Below are 17,391 nucleotides of genomic sequence, written 5' to 3' on the forward strand. Positions count from 1 at the left end.
ATACTCGGTGATCGCGTTGCCGCCATTCTCGGGTGCCGCCGGCCGCGGGAACCGGATCGCGCTGGCGCTCAGCACCTCCGGCACCGGGGCGGCCATCGCGTCGGGCGCCTCGTAGGCCGGAACCGACGCGGTCACAGGGTCGGTCTCGATCTCGCCCGCCGTGTTCGTGACGGTCCACACCGCCGCCAGCGCCTGCGCCGCCAGCGCTTTCGGGATGATCGCCTCGCCGTCGGTCACGGCCAGCACACCGCCGTCGATCGTCGCCGCGAGGACGTCGCCCGGCGCGGGCACGCCCGACAGCTCGGGCACGACGAAGGTCGCCCGCACGGTCGTGCCCAGGTCCTCAATCTCGATGCGGCCGGGCGTCACCACTGCCGGCGCGCTTTCGCCAACAGTATAGAGGAACGAGACGGTGACCTCGCCTTCACTGTTCGATCCGGTCACGATGATCGTTTCTGTCTTGACGTCGACAACGCCCTCGGCGGTGAGGGTCACGCGGCCGACATCGTCGATGCTGGCCCCGGCGCCGGACACGCTCCAATCCGTTGCACCCGTGATCACCGCGGCGGCGTTCACGGTCACGTCGGGCGCGCCACCCGGCAGCGTCACGTCGGCCAGCTCGCCGATGACCTGTGGCAGCTCAAACAGCATGTCGCCGGGACTGGTCGTGCGAAACCCAGGGTAGCGTCGGCGCGGGGTGACCACGGCGACCGCGTACTCGCCGTCAAAAAGCTGCAGCGGCTCTCCGGCGGCGACGTCTTTCCAGACCCGACCGCTTGCATCCGTGGCGGCGATTACGGCACCCGGCGCAACCGTCGTCGAGCCGGAATATGCCCACCGATGTTTGACGGGCGTGAACGTGACCTGGGCATTGCCGATTGGCCTGCCGTCGGGATCCTTGATGGTGGCGATCAGCGTGCGCAGCATGTCTGGTTCCTTATTCGTGGCGCGGCGCGAGCTTCACCGTCGCCATGCCCGTGCCGTCGGCCTGAGCGCCCGTCATCACGTCGAAGATCCTGCTTCCAACCTGAACGATGTCGCCACGCTGGATGTCGAAGACATCGGATTCACGGCAGGTCAGGCGGGGCTGCGACGTGTCCAGCCGGTATTCGCCCAGCTCGGCCTCGAGAAACGGATCGTCGAAGATCGCGGACACGTCGCGGTGCGACCCGTCCCGCAATGTGATCCGCGCTTCGATGGCGAAGTCTCCCGTATCGAGAAACACGCTCAGATCGTCAAAGCGCGGATGCATGTCACACGCCGTCGGCCTGTGCGCGCAGCGCGGCGATGATGTCAGGCTTGCGCGCCCCATTGGCAAGCTCGACACCCCGCTCGTCGGCGAGTACCCGCAGTTCGGCCACGGTCATGTCGCCAAGATCGCGCGCCTCACCAGGTTCGGCGATCTCGTCATGCGCCACGACGATGGCCTTGCGCCGTGCCAGCAGGCGGCGGGCGACACTCTGCGGCACCGGGATCACATCGCCCTTTCGGGCGATGCGACCGTCGATCATGACGCCGGAAGTGATCTTGATGTGCATCGGCAGTCTCCTTGGCCGTGGCGATCAGGCCGATCAGGTTGCGGTTGCGTCGGTGCCGTACGCGAAGGCCTGTTCGTGCAGCAGCGCGATGTCCACGGACTGGAAGGCCGTGACCCTGATGCGCCCGCGACGGCTGTGCGTGTAGGGGTCGGCCAGAAGGTCCAGGCCGCCCCACATCCCGACGGCGGCCTGTGCGAACGCGCCGAAGAACAGATCGCCAGCGGCGACCTGGTTGGTGATCTCCGTCGCATAGCCGTTCACGGTGTTGCCCGGCTCCCAGATGGTCTGGCCGTTCGAGCCCGCAAACTTCTCGGTCGTCTTGAAATGACCTCGCATGGGCGCGCCCATCACATAGGCCATCGACCCAATGTCCGCGTTGTCGGCCGCGATCGCGGTCTCCATTTCCACGACGTCCGCATAGGTCGGCATGTCCGTGGTGTCCGCGCCCGATCCATCGTCGAAATCGACCGCATTGACGCCGGTGTAGTTCACGATGCCCTTGGGCTGTCCACCGGACCCGGTGCCGTAGAAGCCCGCGAGGTCGATGGTCTCGGCCATGGCGATCGCGAGGTTCATCCGCGTGAACGCCTCGGCGTCGAGCGACGTCTGAAGAATGAACTGCCGCGTGAGCTCAGTGAATGCCGCGACGGTCTTGGGCGACATCGCGATCTGGCGCAGGTCGAACGTGTCTTCCGTCGACTCGTCGTCTTCGTTCGCGATCCAGTACCCCGACGGCGCGAGGGACTGTCCGGGGATTTCAACGTTCCCCTCGAGATTTTGCATCGGACGGGCCAGCCGCATGAACACGGTGCGGTTGCGCAGCATGTCGATGAACGAGCCGCCGAGATAGTCCGTCGCGATGGCGAACCCACCCGTGTCGCCGGGATTCGTGCCGGTCACTGTCGTGTTTACCGGGGCCCGCTGCTGAGCCATCGGCGCGCGCAGCACGTCGGTCGGCACGACAAAGCCCTTACCGCCATTCGGCGCCTCGCGGGCGGCTGCCTCGCACGCCTCCATCTCGAAGCGCGCCGCTTCCTGCGCCGCGCGGCTGGTCGGTTCGGCCATTGCGCGGATCAGTCGGTTGAAGCTGAACCGCTGGGTCTCGCGCTGCGACATGCCGATATCGTGGCTGCGCGACAGCGTGGCATCGGTGCGCTGCGCCATGCGCTCGAGCAGGGCCTCGCGCATGTCCTCTGCCGAACGGCTGTCCCCGATCATCTCGAGCGCAAGGTCCGGGGCATTGTACTGTTCGCCCAGGCGCCGCAGCTCGGACACACGCGCGCGCTCTTCCTGCTGGGCGGCGGTGCGCGCGGCCTGCGTTTCCGCACCCGCCTCTTCGAGGATCTCGATCGTCTCGACGATGCTGCCGTCGTCGTCCACCTTGGCGCGAACCAGCTGGCCCGCCTCGTTCCGCATGATGCGCGTTTTCATGTGCTGCCCTTTCCTGCTTGCACGTCCCTCGGGCGGGCTGCCCGCCGGATTGCTCGTGGAGCCACCCTGCCCCGTGTCAGTTCTCGGTGCCTCTGGCGCGTCGCTGCCGTTCCTGGACCGCCCGACACCCACAGTCGGGTCCGCCGCAACCGACACGAAGGACACCTCGTAGGGCTCCCAATCCGTGACGCGCACCAGGTCGTGCTCGCCATCGCGAACCTCGATCTCGATCGTGTGCACGAGGTAACCGACGGAAATCTGCCTGCGGATGCCGTCAATCACGTCCTGGAAGATTTCGGACGCGCGCGCGCTCTGCGAAAAACGGACGCGGCACCGTCCGACTCCATCGCCATCGATCCGCGCCTCTTCCACGACGCCGACCTGATCGCGCATGTTGTGATCCATGAGCAGTGCCGCGCCGTCGTTCAACCGCTCCAGCCGCACCGCGTCGGCCGTGTGCACGAGCACCTCGTCGCCGAACCAGCGCTCCACCACGGTTTCCGACGAAAAGGCGACCTCGACCGTCCGGCCGGCCTGATCGATGCTGCGCACCGAGCCGGTCCGCCGCAGACCGCCCTCGGCGCGGCGATTGATCTGCTCGGGCGTGACCGATCGTGTCAGCGTCCGCCCGACGATCCCGTGCGCGGGGTGCTGGCGATCAGTCGTCGCCGGTTCCGTTGGCTGCGCCGGCCGCTCCGGCGCTGCCTGCGTCTTGCGGTCGGTCATTGCCGCCTCCTGTGCTGATGAGCGAATTGATGATTGCCTCGGGAATGCCGGCATCGCGCATGGCGTCGATGTCGGCCGCGATCTCGCGCCAGACGGTTTGCGGATCGTGGCCGCGCTCGCGGATGATCTGCCCCGGAGACGTGAAAAGGTTGTTCTTGGCCTCGATCGCCGCGCGCACATCCTTTCCGGGGTCAATCCAGTCCCAGCGCCGGCCCTGCCAGGCCACCCGGGAAAAGCGATCGAACCTGTCAGGCCGCGCGGGCGTGTTTCCGACAACGATCCTTCCACGCAGCAGCGCCTGCCGAAGCCACGCCAGGTATATCGGATGCACGACGGACTCGATCAGCCACTCCTGCAGATCCTTCCAGTGTTCGCGCTCGTCGAGCGTCCCCTGCCGGATGGACGAGAAGTTCACACCCTCGAGGTCCGTGGCGAGGTTGTTGTAGGCCACGCCCATGCCCGAAGCGACGCCGCGGAGCATCGCCTTGTGGAACACCGCGAATTCACCCGACGGGTACGTCGGATCATGCGCCTTGAACCGCAGGCCCGCCGGCAGCTCGTGGTAGGTACCGGCTTCGGATTCGATGAGGACCTCTTCGTCGTCATCGGGATCGGGACCGTGACCCTCTTCCCATTCAAGGAAGCCCTGCTTGTTGGCGCTTTCGCGCGCGTTCACCAGCGACGCGTTCTCGAACTCCGTAAGCTGGCCCATGCGCCACAGCGACGTTGCCACCCAAGGCAGGCCGCGGCGCTGCCCTGGGAAATCCTCGACGAAGGCATGAATGATTTCCGTGGCGGGCACCCGCACGAAAGCCTTGGCGCCGTAGTGATAGTTCGCCTCGCTGGTATCGAGCGTGGTGAACAGGTATGCGACCGGGCGGCCCCAGCGGTTGTATTCGATGCCGCTGCGAATGTAGGCGCCGTCGCGCATGTTGTCCTGGTCGTGGTCGACGGGGCATCGCTGCGGGTCGAGCACCTGCACTGCGAAACCGTCCTCTGACGCATCCGCGGCATAGACCAGCCGGATCATTATCTCGCCATCGCGCGCGGCCGTCGCGACAGCGCCGTGCAGCATCATCCGGAAGCTGTGCCGCCCAGTGACCTCGCATCGCCCTTTGCGTGTCCAGCGGTGCCAGGCGGCCTCGATGGCGTCGTTCTCGCGCTGCGACAACCGGCCATTCGCCATCCGCGCCTGCGCCTGCAGCGTCACCCCGCGCGAACCCACGACGTTTTGTCGTGCCATGCGGAGGAACGCTCGCATGTAGTCGTTGTTCATTGCCTGGTGACGCGCCCTGGCCACAAGCGGCTTCTGATGACGGCGAACGATGTCGTCGATCGGCACCGGGACGGTCGGCATCTTCTGGGAAAACCGATCCGGCAGGGCGGCCATGAACCCGCGAGCTGCGCGATGCATCGCCTTGCGCACGGCGCGGAAACTGCGGGGTGGCCCGACTGTCGTTTTCTCCGCCATCACATGACCACCTTGATCCGGCGGCCATAGCCCTTGCCGCGCTTCTGGCGCAGTTCCGCGCGATACCGATCGCGCAGCATGAGAAGATCCTTGATGGGCGTCAGCGCCAGCTGGCGATTATTGATCGTGTAGCTTTGCTGATCCTTCGTCGCACGTCCTTCGATGACGGCCTCGATCGCATCGAGCACGCGCTGCGCGTGATTGCGGCCGTCATACCCGGCGCCCTGAAGGGCCATGTCGTGGCGCATGGTCAGCTCGCCACGCGCGACCGTCAGGGTGTCCGATCCATCCGTCGCGCGCAGCTCGTACCAGTATCGGCCCGGAAGCCACGTCGTGGTTTCAGACGCATCCGCTTCCAGCATGTGCGCCGCGCCGTCCGGTATCGAGAGGATATCAATCGATATGACACCTCGCAGGAATGCCGTGACCGTCCACAAGGGCGCCGGACGCTCCGGCAGCAGCACACGCGCCGAAAAATCGGACCCGGCGGACACTTCGCTCGGAAAATAATCTGACAAGACGGCCCTCGATCAACGGCGGCGCGCGCGCGGCTTCCACTTGCGCTTCTGGACAGTCTGCCCCTGCTCCACCGTCTTCGCCTCTGGCGCGTCCGTCTGCGCCTGTGCCGCCGTCAGCGATTTCAGCAGTCGCGGTATGTTCGGGTTTAGGATCTTCAGTGCAGCGTAGGCGTAGACCCGACAGTCCAGCGCTTCGTTGCGGTCGCGTGTCTTGTGCCATTCGCGCCGCGTGAATCCCTTGACGACCCGCCGCCTCAGGGCCTCGGCCGTGGCCTGCTCGGCCCATTCCGGCGACCGGTCGAGCGGCACGTGGCAATACCCGGGGCCGTGTTCTTCGATGCGCCATCTCTGGCTGACGATCATCTTCGCTTCATCGACCCCGACCGGGAAGATGTCGACGGCGCGCACCCGGCGGCCGCGGCGGCGCGCCGGCGGCCCGACAACGGGACGGCCCCAGCCCCCCACACCCTTGATCGCGAAAAGACGGCGACGCCCCCCACCGCGGGCGTACTCATAGGCTGCCTGCGTCATGCCTTCGGTGCCGCCCGTGTCCAGGCAGGCCGCAGAGATGCCCAGCTTCGCGCCCGCCTCGTGCTCGAATGTTTCGTCGAGAAGATCATCGAGCGCCGACCATACCTCGGGACGCATCGGATCGCCCCAAAGTACGCGGTAGTCGATCGACCAGGACTCTTCGCCAAGCCCCCAGCCGACGACCTCCACCTCGAGGCGATCGGCCTGCATGTCGACGCCCGCGGTAATGACCGCGACGCCGGTGGGCGCGGGCGCCGCGAACGCTTCGGCGCGTGCGATCAGGGTCGAGGATTCGACCTGGTCGCCTTCTTCCTCCCAGGTCTCGGCCAGCGACACGTTGATGAAAGTCTGCAAGTCTCCCGCCGCCTTCTTGTCCAGGAACGATTGAGCGATGTCGCTCAGAGCGCGAAAGCAGCTATAGAGTTCGGAAAGATGGTAGGACGCGTGCCCGCGAAACGGCCGCTGCGCCACCCACGCGCCTTTCCGGATTGCGCCTATGCGCTCGTGATCGGACCAAAGCACGCCGCACCCGGTGCAGATGTAACCGGCCGTTTCAGGAAAATGCGTGCCGTCTTCATCCTTGCCCCACCACACCTGCGCCCAGTCGAGGGGCTGTTCGACGCCGCAATGCGGACATGGCACATGAAAGCGCCGCCCGTCGCCCTGGTCGTGCGCGGCCTCGATCCAACTGCCGCCCTTGATCGTCGGCGTGCTGATTTCCATCAGAAGGCGTTGATCACCGAACGTCGCGGCCCGCTGCCACAGCAGCCCCACCGGGTGCCCTTCGTGGGTCCGGTCATAGCCGTCGGTTTCGTCGCAAACGACGAAAGGCGCGGACCGTCCGCGCATGGTTTTCGGCGATCCCGACCACGAGAACATGATGAAGCCGCCGGGATAGGACTTCATTTTCTGGTTGTTCACGCCATCGCGCCCGCGCGGTTTCGCGATCAGTGCGCGCAACTTGTCGTTGGCCTCGACGAGCGGATTGAACTTGGTCTCAAGCCATGTCTCGAGGTCGCCCTGCGAGGGCTGCATCATGATCTGCGAACTCGGCCGCTGCTCTATCCGATACGCCTGCGCGCATAGTGCGAGCATCGTCTTTCCCACCTGAGCGCCCCACATGAGCGTGATCCGGTGGCAGTCCGGGTTGATGGTCATATCGAGCGGCTCGCGCTGGTACGGTGCGTTGTCGAACCGGATCAGGCCCGGGATGGCGTTGCCCACGGGCACGTAAACGGACCTCTCGGCCCATTCCGACGGCAGAAGCCGGGGCGGCGGCGCCATGCGCGCCATCACCCGCGCGACCGCGGCACGGCACGGAGCGTCGAACCTGGTCACTCCGCAGGCTCCGCATCCGCCGCCAGGACCTCGTCGATATCCGCATCGGCCAGAACCTGAAGCGCCAGCTCGACCTCCTCGATGACGATCCGCTTGATGGCGGTTTCCCCGTCGACGCCGATGAGCCGGCGCGCCAGCCGTGGTGGAAATGCTCCCAGCAAGGTCGCCCGGACTTCACCGGATATCAGCATCCAGCCCCGTTCGACCTGGTCGGCCGGGATCACTTCGCCACGGCGTTCGGCGGCGTCGAGCTCGGCCAGCTCGGCCTCGGCCGCCAACTTGCGCTTCTTCAGCTCGTCGATCGAGTGGTCGTTGGCGGACAGCGCAGCGCGCTCTTCGCGGATGTCCTGTTCCCGCCACCGGATCACATCGGCGCTGTTGAACTTCCACTGCTTTCCGCGGCCGCCGCGCTCGCGGACCGGGCAGCCCCTTCGGACCCATTCGTCCAGCGTCGGCATCGCGATGCCCAGGTAGTCGGCCATGCTGGTGCGGTTCAGGATCTGGCCCCGGCCCTTCCGGGTAGACATGGCGCGCGCCTCTCAGGGTTCTAATGACCGATCAACCTGCGGCCTCGCACAAATAAAATTCTGCGGTGTTCCCTACCCGCATGCCCCCCGCCCCTCGGAAGGACCCATTCGCCGCGCCTCACACGCCGCACAGCGCATCGAAGGTTCGAAGGAAGGCCGCGCCCTCTGTGCGGGACTGCGCGGTGTCCTGCGTCGACCATGTCGGCAGGTCTGCGCGAAGCTCTCCGCATATGGCCCCCTCAGTCGCGGAGCCGCCCGTATCCGCGCAGCTGCTCGTCATCATCGCCGCCGCCACCAGCCCGGGCCACGTCCGCCTTGCGCCGCATGTCCTCGGCTCGCTCGAGGTCCCCCACCCTTTGGTCGCGACGTTCATCCTTGCGCCCCTTGCGATGGATACCCCTGTCGCGCAGCAACATCGCCGCAAACCCGACAATCGCCGCGAGCCAGCGCCAACGCCTCTTGCCCATCAGCCATTCGATCATGCCTCCACGTCCCATGTGCGCCAGATCAGGTAAGCGAAACCCGCCACGATCACGCCCGCCAGAGCCCACTGCACCGGCTGGGCGGCACTTCCAGAGGCGGCAAGAACGGAAGCCGCCATGCCGGCGCCGCCAGTGACGATCTTGCGCAGCTCTGTGCGCAATTGGGATTTCACGCTGGGCCTGTCGTCTGCCTTCGGCGTCTCAATCGGCGCGATGTCATCGGCCCCGGTCTCGGCGCCCGATGCGAACAAAAGCGCCTGCCGCTCGACACCCTCGGTACGGCGGGTCCATCCGCGTCCGAATTTCGACCAGGTCTTCAAGGCGCGGTAATGCGCCATGCGGCCCTGGCCGAACCGCACGATCACGTCCCTCGGATCAGCCGCGCGTGCGGCGGCAAGCGTCATCTCCCCGGCAATGCCGTCCGCGTCGACACCCAGCACCCGCTGCAAAAGCTTCACGGACCGGGCCACGCCGGCATTGACGCCAAAATCGAACACGACGAGGTCGATGCCAACCGGCAGATCGTCGCCCTGCACGGTCTTCCAGTAGCTGCGATGATATATCGCCTTTGCTTCCGCGCGCGTCAGTTCGCGCACGTCCTGGACGCTCACTGCGCTGCCCCGATGGGCGGCCAGCGTCCCATGCGTGATCCCGAAGTTCGTGGCGCCACCCGGATCATCCGGATGGTCGACGAACCCGCCCTCATGCGCCAGCACGATCCCGACACAGGCCTCGAAACGCTGAGATTTCATTGTGCCGCCCCCAGATAGCTCCGCAGGAACGACTCGACCGCCTCGAGCGACCGCGCTGCCTCTTCCTGCGTTTCCTGTATCGCGATCATCCGCTGTTCCATGCGGACCGATCCCCGGCGAACCTCGGCCAACTCCTCGCGGTTCGAACGGATATCCTGGCGATCCTCGGCCTGCCGAGCGGCCAGCGCGTTGAGCGCCTTCGTCTGCGCCTCGATGGCGCTGCTCTGCGTCGCGTCCCGGGTGCCGAACCAGAAGGCGGCCGTGACGATCGTGACCAACATGCCCCAGCCAAGGCTCTTGTTGATCGTGAAGCCCCGATCGCTGCTTTCAATCATCGGTGGTGTCATGAGACTCCGCCATGTCCTCGATCTCCGCGCCGCGTTCTCGTGTCGTGCGTCCAGTGCTAAAGACCCGGTCATCGGCTCGCCTCTGGCGGGATCATCGCCGCCACGGCGCGCTCCGAACGGCACAACTCCACGGCGATCTCGGGCACCGTCCAGCCCTCCGCGTGCCAGCGCGCCGCCAGCCACGCCTCGTAGGCCTGCACGAGTTCGCGGCATTGCGGCAGCTCGACCACCATGTGCGCATGCGTGACGGAGAGCGCCCGCGCCGCCTTGAGGCCGATCATGGCCGCGAGCGGATGGGCTTCGTGCACGCGCTTCGGGATGTAGACCTGGCGCCGCCTTGGGCGGGCCCCTGTCTGGCGCGCCGCCTCGACCATGCGGATCGCGGCATGACGGCCGATGACCGTGGCGATGTCCTCGACCACCTCGGGAAGCCGGACGTCGGCCCCATCGCGAACGGCGAAATCCGCAAGCGGGAAGGCCGTGCGCGCTGGCAGGCTGCGGGCATACTCCGCGTCCGGATGCGGTGCGTTGTTGGGCAGCCGCGCCAGTGCGGTGCCGGTGCGTCCGGTGCCGTTCCCCGCCATCACGCGTGCACTCCGATCTTGCGCAGGTCCGCACGATCGACATGCCCGCCCTCGATCATGGCCCGCGCCAATTCGCCCCCGATCGCCGACGGCGCGACGAACACACCGGCCCGGATCTTGGCCGCCCAGAACGCCGCCCGCTCCTGCAGCGTCGCCGGGGGCGCCCCGCTCCGACCCGAGGCGCAAGTCGCGCCAGGCGCGCCGCCGTCCGCCCAGCCGCCATCCCGCAGCCAGTTGGCTGGCTTCTTGCGAAACCGCTCCTCGACGTCCTCGTTCGCCAGGGCCTCGGCTGCCGCGACCAGCGCCGCCGGGTCGGCGCCCCGCTTGATCGCATCGCGCCACGCCCTTTCCGCAGCAGCCCGCTCCACCGGCCTCGGATAGACCTCCCAGAAATCGTCGAAGGAAAAATCACCCTCGCGCGCTGGCACGCGCGTTACGGGTTCTTTTAGAGGTTCCCTTACAGGGTTAGTGTCCAAATTCTGGACACGGGATGGCCCCGAATTTGGACACGGGGATGTCGAAATTTTGGACACGGACCCATGTCCAGTATCTGGACACGGATCGCCCTCATGTTCCTCTTCCGTTCCGGTTTCGCCGTGTCCAACATCTGGACACGGGACTTGTGCGAACTCTTTCTCGAAGCCCAAGATGTAGCGGGTCGCAAGCTGCTTGCCGGTCCGATCATCGATCTGCCGAACCCGCCGGATCAGCCCCATGTCCTCCAGCTTCGCAAGCTGGTTGTTGATGCTCGACCGGCTCATTTCGCACTCGTGCGCCAGCGTCACCTGCATCGGGAAACAGCCGTAGGACGGGTTGTGATGATCCGCCAGGTACATGAGGACCAGCTTGGCGGACGGGCCCAGACCGCGCTGCTTGAATGCCCAGTTGGTCGCCTCGTGGCTCATGAAGGCACCTCGGTTATCGTCACGTCCACCGCGCCGTTCTTCACCGGTGCGGCCATATCCATCGACAGGCGGAATTCGGCGTCATCGACGCCCAGCGCGTCGGCCAGACCATCAAGACCGGCCTTCATCGTCGCGATCAGGTTGTCCCAGTCGCGCCGCCGGCGGTCGGGCGGACGGAACAGCAGGTGCACGGACAAACGCCGCCCCGCGAGGTTCCGCGCCCCGAACTTCCGTGCCAGCCACCCACAGTCGTGCCTGTAGGACTTGCGCAGACCGGACACCGCGCGACGGTCCACGCGCGCATTCGGCGACAGCGCGCTGGGCGGCCATGGCAGCACCACGCGCACAAGCGGCGGCGCGCGCTGGGCGCAGACGGGACACGCGGGCGCTACTGCGGACGGATCAGCCATGAATATCCTTCCTGCCCGCATCGACGGGATCGGGCCTCGCGGCACGCTCGACCGCGTCCAGCAGCTCCGTGCCCAGCGCGTGCAGGGCCAGCTCTCCTGTGCCGTCCACCTCGATCCGCGTGGCGAACGCGTCGATCGCATGGCGTAGTGGCGTATCGTCCACCGTGCGCATACGGTCCTGCAGCGCCTCGAGCTCGCGCAGATCGAACGACCCGCAGCGCGCGGCCATCGCCAGCGACAGAGCCGACAGGCGCGCGGCATGCACCGGGCAGCGCGCGCTCACGGCTCCAGCCCCTCGATCACGTCGCCCAGCGCGCTGAATTGCGCCCCCAGGCCCTGCGTCACCGGCATCGAGGCGAACAGCCGCCACGCGCCGCCGGCATCGTGCTGCCCGATCTGCAGCCAAGGGCCGCCCTCGTGCGCGGGCATGACCCGAACGACCCACGGGTCCAGCGGCATCTCGGTCACCGGGCCGGTGCGGACGGGCTGGGCGGTCATCGCAGCGCACTCCCGTGGCTCGACCAGTGCCAGTCGCCGTTCAGCGTTCCGCCGCCGCGCGTGTAGGTGTCACCCACGATCTCGGCGCTCTCGACCGCGTCGGCCGTCCGGATGCGGTGCATGACGCCAAGCACAGAATTTCTGGTCATGCCCATGCGATTGCCGATCTCGAGCGCGGTAAGGTCTTCCACCACGTGCATCTCGAGGATGCGCAGATCGCGTTCGTCCCGCGCCTCCAGCGATGGATGCCGGCTCATGTGCCCTGCCCTTTCAGATGGGATGCCCCTGCCGCCCGCGCGTCTGCGGCGCGGTTCACGACAGGGGCCCACGCGACCGCCACCGACCGGGAGGAAGGAGCCATGCGGACGTGATCTCGATGTGTGGGATATGTGCGGGGGCCAGTGCGCAGCGACGGCGCCCCCGCGGTACCGCGTACCGGGCTATGGCGAACCCCGCCGCGCCTGTCGCGTCGGACCTCAAGAGTGTTGCGCGCCCGAACGGGACTGCGCGACCCTGAAGGCATCGAATCACGAAAGGAATTGCCGATGTCCGAATTCTCGAAATACAGCGCCGCCCGCCTGAACGATCGCCAGACCACCGAACTCGTCGGTATCGCACGCGGCCTCGTGGCCGACGGCATCCTGTCCGACGCCGAGATCGAATTCCTCCACCGGTGGCTGGTCGCGGCCACCGTGGCGACACCGAACCCGCTGCTTGAAAAGCTGTTGCTCCGGATCGAGGACATCCTGTCCGACGGCATCGTGGATCCGGAGGAGCGCGCCGAGGTCCTCGAAGCGCTGCATGCCATCACTGGCCCGGACTTCGCCATAGGCGAAATGCTCAAGCCGACCACGCTTCCCTTGTGCAACCCCGCGCCGGACATCGCCTTCGACGGGCACCGGTTCACGTTCACGGGTGCTTTCGTCTTCGGGAAAAGGAAGGAATGCGAACAGGCTGTCATCGAACGTGGCGGCGACGCAGGCTCGCTGCGCAAGGACACGGCGTTTCTGGTGATCGGAGAATACGCCAGCGACGACTGGATCCACTCGTCGTACGGTCGCAAGATCGAGAAGGCGATGCAGATGAAGCAGGGCGGTGTGCCGGTCCGGATCGTCTCTGAGGCGCATTGGCGCGGATTTCTGGGCTGACGCGCCCATCTTGCGGGCACGGTCGGGATTTCCACCGTCGCCTCAAACGCCCCTGCCGTGACAGGGTCAGGGCAACAGGCGGCAGACCCGGCCGAGGGGGATGTTGCACCAATCCATCGCGCACCGATACGTGTGCGACAAGCCGGATCGCGCCATGACGGCTTCACAGCATCGCCCTGCCTCATGCCGCGTCCCGATCCGCACTCGGCGCCGCGCGACGGGCGCGCTCATCGGCCATGAACCGCTCCACGCGGGCGCGCGTTTCCGGCCAGATGCGACGGCGCAGGCGCAGGCGCTCGACCAGGCGACCGTTCGACACCGCGCAGAACCCGAAGCGATACGCGGACATGCCGGTCTCGCGAAGGAACAGTTCCACCTGAGGCAGAAGATCATCGTCTTGCATCATCATGGGGCGAAACTTGCACGCTTTAGCGTGCAGGTCAACGCACGCTATAACGTTCGTTCGCCGCACGCTGTCACGTGCTAGGCGATTAAGCATGACAAAGAACGCAACGGAAGAAATGCTGGCGCGGCTGCGCGAAGTTCTTCAGCGGGGCCTCGACGAGAATCGGTACTCGATGCGCGAGCTGAGCGCCCGCGCAAAGAGCGGTACCAACTATGTCCAGCAATTCATGAAGGGCAACAAACGCAACATGTCGCTCGAGAAATTCGGGCTAATCATGATGGCTCTCGATCAGGAGGAGATGCTCTACGTAATGATCGGGCAGCGGCTCACCGAGACAGATCGTCATCTGATGGCGCTGATTTCGAGTCTGCCCGACTCCCTGCGTCCGAATGCTGTCGGGATTCTCGAAGAGATCGCTGCGATGGGTCAGGAAGGCCGTGATCAAAGGTCAAATCTCGAATCCGTGCAAGCGCCTCCGATTTCTGGTCGGGGGACAAGCTCGACATAATTGCCAAGGCCCTGATAACATCCATGAAGCCTCCCTGTGTTCTTAATATGTTCTTATACGCTCCGGCGTGCGCGCACGTCAATCAAACCGAAGGCGCAACCACCTGCCGGGGCCGATGCTGCGCAGCCTGATAATGCGCCGTCGTGCACGCGTCGTGTGGCCAACCGCCTGGCCGGCCAGCGTCCGTCTTGCGGCGATCAAGGCTGGGATCGTGCTGGTGCCGTCGTACACGGCGGCATGGCTAACGGACAAGATGGTCTATGTCGTGCCGACCCTCGCCGCCGCGGGAATCGTGGCCGCGCAGATCAGCTTTCAAAGCGATACGCAGCGTCGCACCGATGAAGAAAGCGACCACGACGGCAACCCGAACAGCGACACACAGGTCGACGTAACCGACGACACCGACGGCTGAAATAGGCTGCGATTCGAGCGCTGGGCGCAATCGACTGAGTGAACCGCACGCTATGGCGTGCAAAAGGGATTGCACCGCACGCTTTGGCGTGCATACTGCCCCCATCACACCGATGGGAGGCCCCGATGCGCCGACAGACCGATTTCACCCCAGACCCGGCCGCGCAGGTGCGCACTGCGCTGGACATGCTGCGCACAGCACTTGCCGCAGGCCCTGACATCGACGAGCTGACCGCCGCCGCCGGCGACTGGGCCGAAGACGTGGCACACAGCGATGCCACCGAGGTCGACAAGGCGCAGTGCCAGGCGCTCGCGTGGTCGGCCGACGCCATGTTCCGCCTTCTTGGGGCGCATGACAAAGGCCTGGGCATGATCTCGGTCACGGCGCCGGGCTTCAACGGGTTGTTCTTCGAATACGACCGCAACGGCCCGAACCCGCCCGACATCGTGGCAGGCGTGGAGAACGCCGTCCGCACGGCACTGGGAAAGGCGGTGCATGCATGACCGCGCAGCTTATCCCGTTCCGCCAGACCCCGGCCATGCGCGCCCGCCTTGCGCTGATTTCCGGGTCACTGGTCCGCCGCCGCGATCTTGCACAGACGGCCGTCGACCCGACCGCCGATCCGGACGACCGCGCAGCAGCCGTGGCCGAACTGATCGAAACCGCCCTGCACCCCGACCAAGCCGCGACCTGGTCGCGCTTCGGCTGCGAGATGCTCGCCGCATGGGGCTGGACGCACGGCACCGCGCCGGGCGGTGCGGCATGACCCGGCACATCACGACATTCGGGCGCGACCTTATGCGCGCGATCAGCGGCACGCCGCTGGCCGGGCACCTGCGGCTGCGCGGCATCGTGGCCGACGCGGTGCACGGGGCCAACGGATCGCTCGACCGCGCGCTGGACAAGGTGGAACGCGCCGTGCGCGACGAACCGCGGCTGCTGGTCGAACTGCTGGACGAGCGCAAGTTCCTGCGCGCCCTGTGCCGCAGCTTCACCGAGTCCGAAGCGCGCCGCCATGGCGTCACCCTGCGCAAGTCCGACGCGATGAAGCCGGGCACACAGGATCGGCCCGCCGCCACGACTGGCGCGGCCACCACGACTTCGACCGGCCGGGCCAAGCACAGCATGTCGCCCACTCACTCATTGCCCCGTCGGTCGGGGGCCATGATGGCCGGTGCGGCGGGGGCCGCGCGCGTCGCGCTGCTGGACGTGATGCGCGTGAACGGCCAGCCCCTTCGCGCCGTCACGGCGGGCGAAGCGTTGAAATACGCGGACAAGACGAAATCCGACGCCGTCACGATCGAACGCATCTGCGCCGGGCTGAAGGAACGCGTCCCCGTGGGCGACCAGATTGACGACGCCGAGGCCGCGCGCCGCGCCGCCCCGTCGTGACCGAGATGCGCGGGGCCAACCAAACTGTGACTCCCTTTTGCGGGCTGCCCCCGCGCAGCAACATCCCGGCGAGGGCCGCTCAACTATTGACGCCCAAGTTCTCGGTGCCCCCGCCGGGACACCCCACAACCGGAGACACCCGATGACCCACATTCCCGAGACGGCCGACACAGGCCACGACATGCGCGGGGGCCACGAAAATGTTGACACCCTGACAAGCAGCGCCCCCGCGCAACCCCATCCCGGCGAGGACCAAGACCCAGTTGACGCCCAATTGCGGTGTGCCCTTGCCGGGACATGCGACGCGCTGATGGAGCTTCAGGTCCGCCGCCGCGCCTTCATCGCCGATATCGGCACGATCGAACGCCGCCTGGGGGCGCTGGCGCGCCGGATGCTCGGCTGGCACGCCGCTCTGCCCGAAGCCGAAAGAAAGCGCCTGAACACCCGCGCCGACAAGCTGGTGCGCGACCTGATGGCCGGAAAGGACCCGGGCGACGACGCCGCGCTGGCCCGCCAGACCGGGCTGGTCGATCACGTCGCCATCGCCGTGCAGGGGCTCGCGGCCTTTCGCGCAGGCCGCAAGGCGACAGAGAAAGATATGGAACGCCTTGCCGCCGACCTGCCCGCCATGGCGCTGGTCACCGCAACGCGCGGGTTTTCGGCTCGTGGGCTCGCGATCATCGTGGGCGAGGCCGGGAACCTGTCGGACTACGCCAACCCCGCGAAGCTGTGGAAGCGGCTGGGGCTGGCCCCGATGAACGGCCGCGCCGGATCGACCTGGCGCATGAAGGGCGGGCTGACCGCCGAGGAATGGATCACGCTGGGTTACAGTCCGGCGCGGCTGGGCCAGATTTACGGTGTCGTCACCGAACCGCTGATGAAGGCGAACGACGGCAAGTATCGCGCGCTCTATCTGCGCGAGAAGGCCCGATTTGCCGATGACGGCAAGGCCGCGCGCCCGATGCACGCGCACCGCCACGGCATGCGCGTGATGACCAAGGAACTGGTGCTGGACACATGGCGCGCATGGCACGGCCTGCCCCCGCGCGTCCGGAACGGGCTGCCCGCGTGCAGCCCCGGCGGGGGCCTGCCTCTTTGCGCCGCCCATACCGGGAGTGCCCCCGCCGACGACACGCTGCTGGAGGACGTCGCATGACCCACGCACACCCCACCGACCGCGCCCTGCGCACCCGCCTGCGCCGCCTGACGGACAAGGGGCTGAAGGCCGAACTGGCGCAAGTCGCGCCGGACGGGCCCACGCCTTGCACGCGCCGCCACAGGATCATCGAGGACGAGATCACGCGCCGCGCCTTCGATCTGGGATGCCAGGCGGCCCGCGCCGGGCACCGCCTGCGCGACAACCCCTACCCGGCCCGCCACGCTGCGCTGTTCTGCGCATGGCGGCAGGGCTTCGTGGCAGAGGCCGAACGGACCGGTCCGCAGCAGGTGGCGTCATGAGCGCGTATG

General features: G+C 66.8%; 26 protein-coding genes. 8 read left to right on the top strand and 18 right to left on the bottom strand.

Features of this window, described 5'->3' with window-relative positions; genetic code table 11:
- The 17 genes from DDE13_RS04410 to DDE13_RS04490 all read right to left on the bottom strand — a co-directional run.
- Nucleotides 1–927: hypothetical protein (locus tag DDE13_RS04410; protein ID WP_162630850.1), on the bottom strand; the 927-nt coding region annotated here is incomplete at its 3' end.
- A 10-nt stretch (nucleotides 928–937) separates the two neighbouring features.
- Nucleotides 938–1,252, bottom strand: coding sequence for a head-tail joining protein (locus DDE13_RS04415; RefSeq protein ID WP_111401879.1), 315 nt, complete (start codon nucleotides 1,250–1,252; stop codon nucleotides 938–940).
- Between the two features lies 1 nt (nucleotide 1,253).
- The gene (locus tag DDE13_RS04420; RefSeq protein WP_111401881.1) at nucleotides 1,254–1,538 is read right to left on the bottom strand and encodes a Rho termination factor N-terminal domain-containing protein; all 285 of its coding nucleotides are present in this window, start codon (nucleotides 1,536–1,538) and stop codon (nucleotides 1,254–1,256) included.
- 33 nt (nucleotides 1,539–1,571) lie between these two features.
- Nucleotides 1,572–3,695 carry a phage major capsid protein gene (locus DDE13_RS04425; RefSeq protein WP_111401883.1) on the bottom strand — a complete coding sequence of 708 codons (2,124 nt, stop codon included), beginning with the start codon at nucleotides 3,693–3,695 and terminating at the stop codon, nucleotides 1,572–1,574.
- Entirely contained in the window at nucleotides 3,628–5,166 is a 1,539-nt protein-coding gene (locus DDE13_RS04430; protein WP_111401885.1) for a phage portal protein, read from the bottom strand. The genes DDE13_RS04425 and DDE13_RS04430 overlap by 68 nt, the downstream gene beginning before the upstream one ends.
- Nucleotides 5,166–5,528, bottom strand: a complete 363-nt coding sequence (locus tag DDE13_RS04435; protein ID WP_235868584.1) for a hypothetical protein — start codon at nucleotides 5,526–5,528, stop codon at nucleotides 5,166–5,168. The genes DDE13_RS04430 and DDE13_RS04435 overlap by 1 nt, the downstream gene beginning before the upstream one ends.
- A gap of 168 nt (nucleotides 5,529–5,696) precedes the next feature.
- A complete protein-coding gene (locus tag DDE13_RS04440) occupies nucleotides 5,697–7,553 on the bottom strand; it encodes a phage terminase large subunit family protein (RefSeq protein WP_235868585.1) in 1,857 nt (618 codons plus the stop codon).
- Nucleotides 7,550–8,035, bottom strand: a complete 486-nt coding sequence (locus DDE13_RS04445) for a terminase small subunit (RefSeq protein WP_162630851.1) — start codon at nucleotides 8,033–8,035, stop codon at nucleotides 7,550–7,552. Before DDE13_RS04445 ends, DDE13_RS04440 begins: the two co-directional genes overlap by 4 nt.
- Nucleotides 8,036–8,319: 284 nt before the next feature.
- Nucleotides 8,320–8,562: a hypothetical protein gene (locus DDE13_RS04450; protein WP_111401889.1), complete on the bottom strand. Its 243-nt coding sequence runs from the start codon at nucleotides 8,560–8,562 to the stop codon at nucleotides 8,320–8,322.
- The gene (locus tag DDE13_RS04455; protein WP_111401891.1) at nucleotides 8,559–9,314 is read right to left on the bottom strand and encodes a glycoside hydrolase family 108 protein; all 756 of its coding nucleotides are present in this window, start codon (nucleotides 9,312–9,314) and stop codon (nucleotides 8,559–8,561) included. The genes DDE13_RS04450 and DDE13_RS04455 overlap by 4 nt, the downstream gene beginning before the upstream one ends.
- Nucleotides 9,311–9,649 carry a hypothetical protein gene (locus tag DDE13_RS04460; RefSeq protein WP_111401893.1) on the bottom strand — a complete coding sequence of 113 codons (339 nt, stop codon included), beginning with the start codon at nucleotides 9,647–9,649 and terminating at the stop codon, nucleotides 9,311–9,313. The genes DDE13_RS04455 and DDE13_RS04460 overlap by 4 nt, the downstream gene beginning before the upstream one ends.
- A gap of 80 nt (nucleotides 9,650–9,729) precedes the next feature.
- Complete coding sequence (locus DDE13_RS04465) at nucleotides 9,730–10,248, bottom strand: hypothetical protein (protein ID WP_162630852.1); 519 nt, start codon at nucleotides 10,246–10,248, stop codon at nucleotides 9,730–9,732.
- On the bottom strand, nucleotides 10,245–11,150 hold the full coding sequence (locus tag DDE13_RS04470) for a helix-turn-helix domain-containing protein (protein WP_111401897.1): 906 nt from the start codon (nucleotides 11,148–11,150) through the stop codon (nucleotides 10,245–10,247). Before DDE13_RS04470 ends, DDE13_RS04465 begins: the two co-directional genes overlap by 4 nt.
- Nucleotides 11,147–11,560 carry an endodeoxyribonuclease RusA gene (locus DDE13_RS04475; protein ID WP_111401899.1) on the bottom strand — a complete coding sequence of 138 codons (414 nt, stop codon included), beginning with the start codon at nucleotides 11,558–11,560 and terminating at the stop codon, nucleotides 11,147–11,149. Before DDE13_RS04475 ends, DDE13_RS04470 begins: the two co-directional genes overlap by 4 nt.
- Nucleotides 11,553–11,843: a hypothetical protein gene (locus DDE13_RS04480; protein WP_111401901.1), complete on the bottom strand. Its 291-nt coding sequence runs from the start codon at nucleotides 11,841–11,843 to the stop codon at nucleotides 11,553–11,555. Before DDE13_RS04480 ends, DDE13_RS04475 begins: the two co-directional genes overlap by 8 nt.
- Nucleotides 11,840–12,058 carry a hypothetical protein gene (locus tag DDE13_RS04485; protein ID WP_111401903.1) on the bottom strand — a complete coding sequence of 73 codons (219 nt, stop codon included), beginning with the start codon at nucleotides 12,056–12,058 and terminating at the stop codon, nucleotides 11,840–11,842. Before DDE13_RS04485 ends, DDE13_RS04480 begins: the two co-directional genes overlap by 4 nt.
- A complete protein-coding gene (locus tag DDE13_RS04490; RefSeq protein ID WP_111401904.1) occupies nucleotides 12,055–12,315 on the bottom strand; it encodes a sigma-70 family RNA polymerase sigma factor in 261 nt (86 codons plus the stop codon). Before DDE13_RS04490 ends, DDE13_RS04485 begins: the two co-directional genes overlap by 4 nt.
- 288 nt (nucleotides 12,316–12,603) lie before the next feature.
- Between DDE13_RS04490 and DDE13_RS04495 the strand changes: the two genes are divergently transcribed.
- Nucleotides 12,604–13,206, top strand: coding sequence for a BRCT domain-containing protein (locus tag DDE13_RS04495; RefSeq protein ID WP_111401905.1), 603 nt, complete (start codon nucleotides 12,604–12,606; stop codon nucleotides 13,204–13,206).
- Between the two features lie 181 nt (nucleotides 13,207–13,387).
- On the opposite strand, the gene DDE13_RS04500 is transcribed toward DDE13_RS04495, so the two are convergent.
- Nucleotides 13,388–13,615 (bottom strand): hypothetical protein, encoded by a 228-nt coding sequence (locus DDE13_RS04500; protein WP_111401906.1) that lies wholly within the window; start codon nucleotides 13,613–13,615, stop codon nucleotides 13,388–13,390.
- Between the two features lie 88 nt (nucleotides 13,616–13,703).
- On the opposite strand from DDE13_RS04500, the gene DDE13_RS04505 reads away from it, so the two are divergent.
- From DDE13_RS04505 to DDE13_RS04535, 7 genes are all read left to right on the top strand, one after another.
- Complete coding sequence (locus tag DDE13_RS04505) at nucleotides 13,704–14,120, top strand: hypothetical protein (RefSeq protein ID WP_162630853.1); 417 nt, start codon at nucleotides 13,704–13,706, stop codon at nucleotides 14,118–14,120.
- Nucleotides 14,121–14,235: 115 nt separating this feature from the next.
- Nucleotides 14,236–14,532, top strand: a complete 297-nt coding sequence (locus tag DDE13_RS04510; RefSeq protein WP_111401910.1) for a hypothetical protein — start codon at nucleotides 14,236–14,238, stop codon at nucleotides 14,530–14,532.
- Between the two features lie 125 nt (nucleotides 14,533–14,657).
- Nucleotides 14,658–15,035 carry a hypothetical protein gene (locus DDE13_RS04515; RefSeq protein ID WP_111401912.1) on the top strand — a complete coding sequence of 126 codons (378 nt, stop codon included), beginning with the start codon at nucleotides 14,658–14,660 and terminating at the stop codon, nucleotides 15,033–15,035.
- Entirely contained in the window at nucleotides 15,032–15,298 is a 267-nt protein-coding gene (locus DDE13_RS04520) for a hypothetical protein (protein ID WP_111401914.1), read from the top strand. The genes DDE13_RS04515 and DDE13_RS04520 overlap by 4 nt, the downstream gene beginning before the upstream one ends.
- On the top strand, nucleotides 15,295–15,924 hold the full coding sequence (locus DDE13_RS04525; protein WP_162630854.1) for a hypothetical protein: 630 nt from the start codon (nucleotides 15,295–15,297) through the stop codon (nucleotides 15,922–15,924). The genes DDE13_RS04520 and DDE13_RS04525 overlap by 4 nt, the downstream gene beginning before the upstream one ends.
- A gap of 142 nt (nucleotides 15,925–16,066) precedes the next feature.
- Nucleotides 16,067–17,080, top strand: a complete 1,014-nt coding sequence (locus DDE13_RS04530; RefSeq protein ID WP_111401918.1) for a hypothetical protein — start codon at nucleotides 16,067–16,069, stop codon at nucleotides 17,078–17,080.
- Nucleotides 17,077–17,382 (top strand): hypothetical protein, encoded by a 306-nt coding sequence (locus DDE13_RS04535; protein WP_111401920.1) that lies wholly within the window; start codon nucleotides 17,077–17,079, stop codon nucleotides 17,380–17,382. Before DDE13_RS04530 ends, DDE13_RS04535 begins: the two co-directional genes overlap by 4 nt.
- Nucleotides 17,383–17,391: the final 9 nt, after the last annotated feature.

The sequence above is a fragment of the Meridianimarinicoccus zhengii genome (assembly GCF_003254465.1).
GTDB classification, from domain to species: Bacteria; Pseudomonadota; Alphaproteobacteria; order Rhodobacterales; family Rhodobacteraceae; genus Meridianimarinicoccus; species Meridianimarinicoccus zhengii.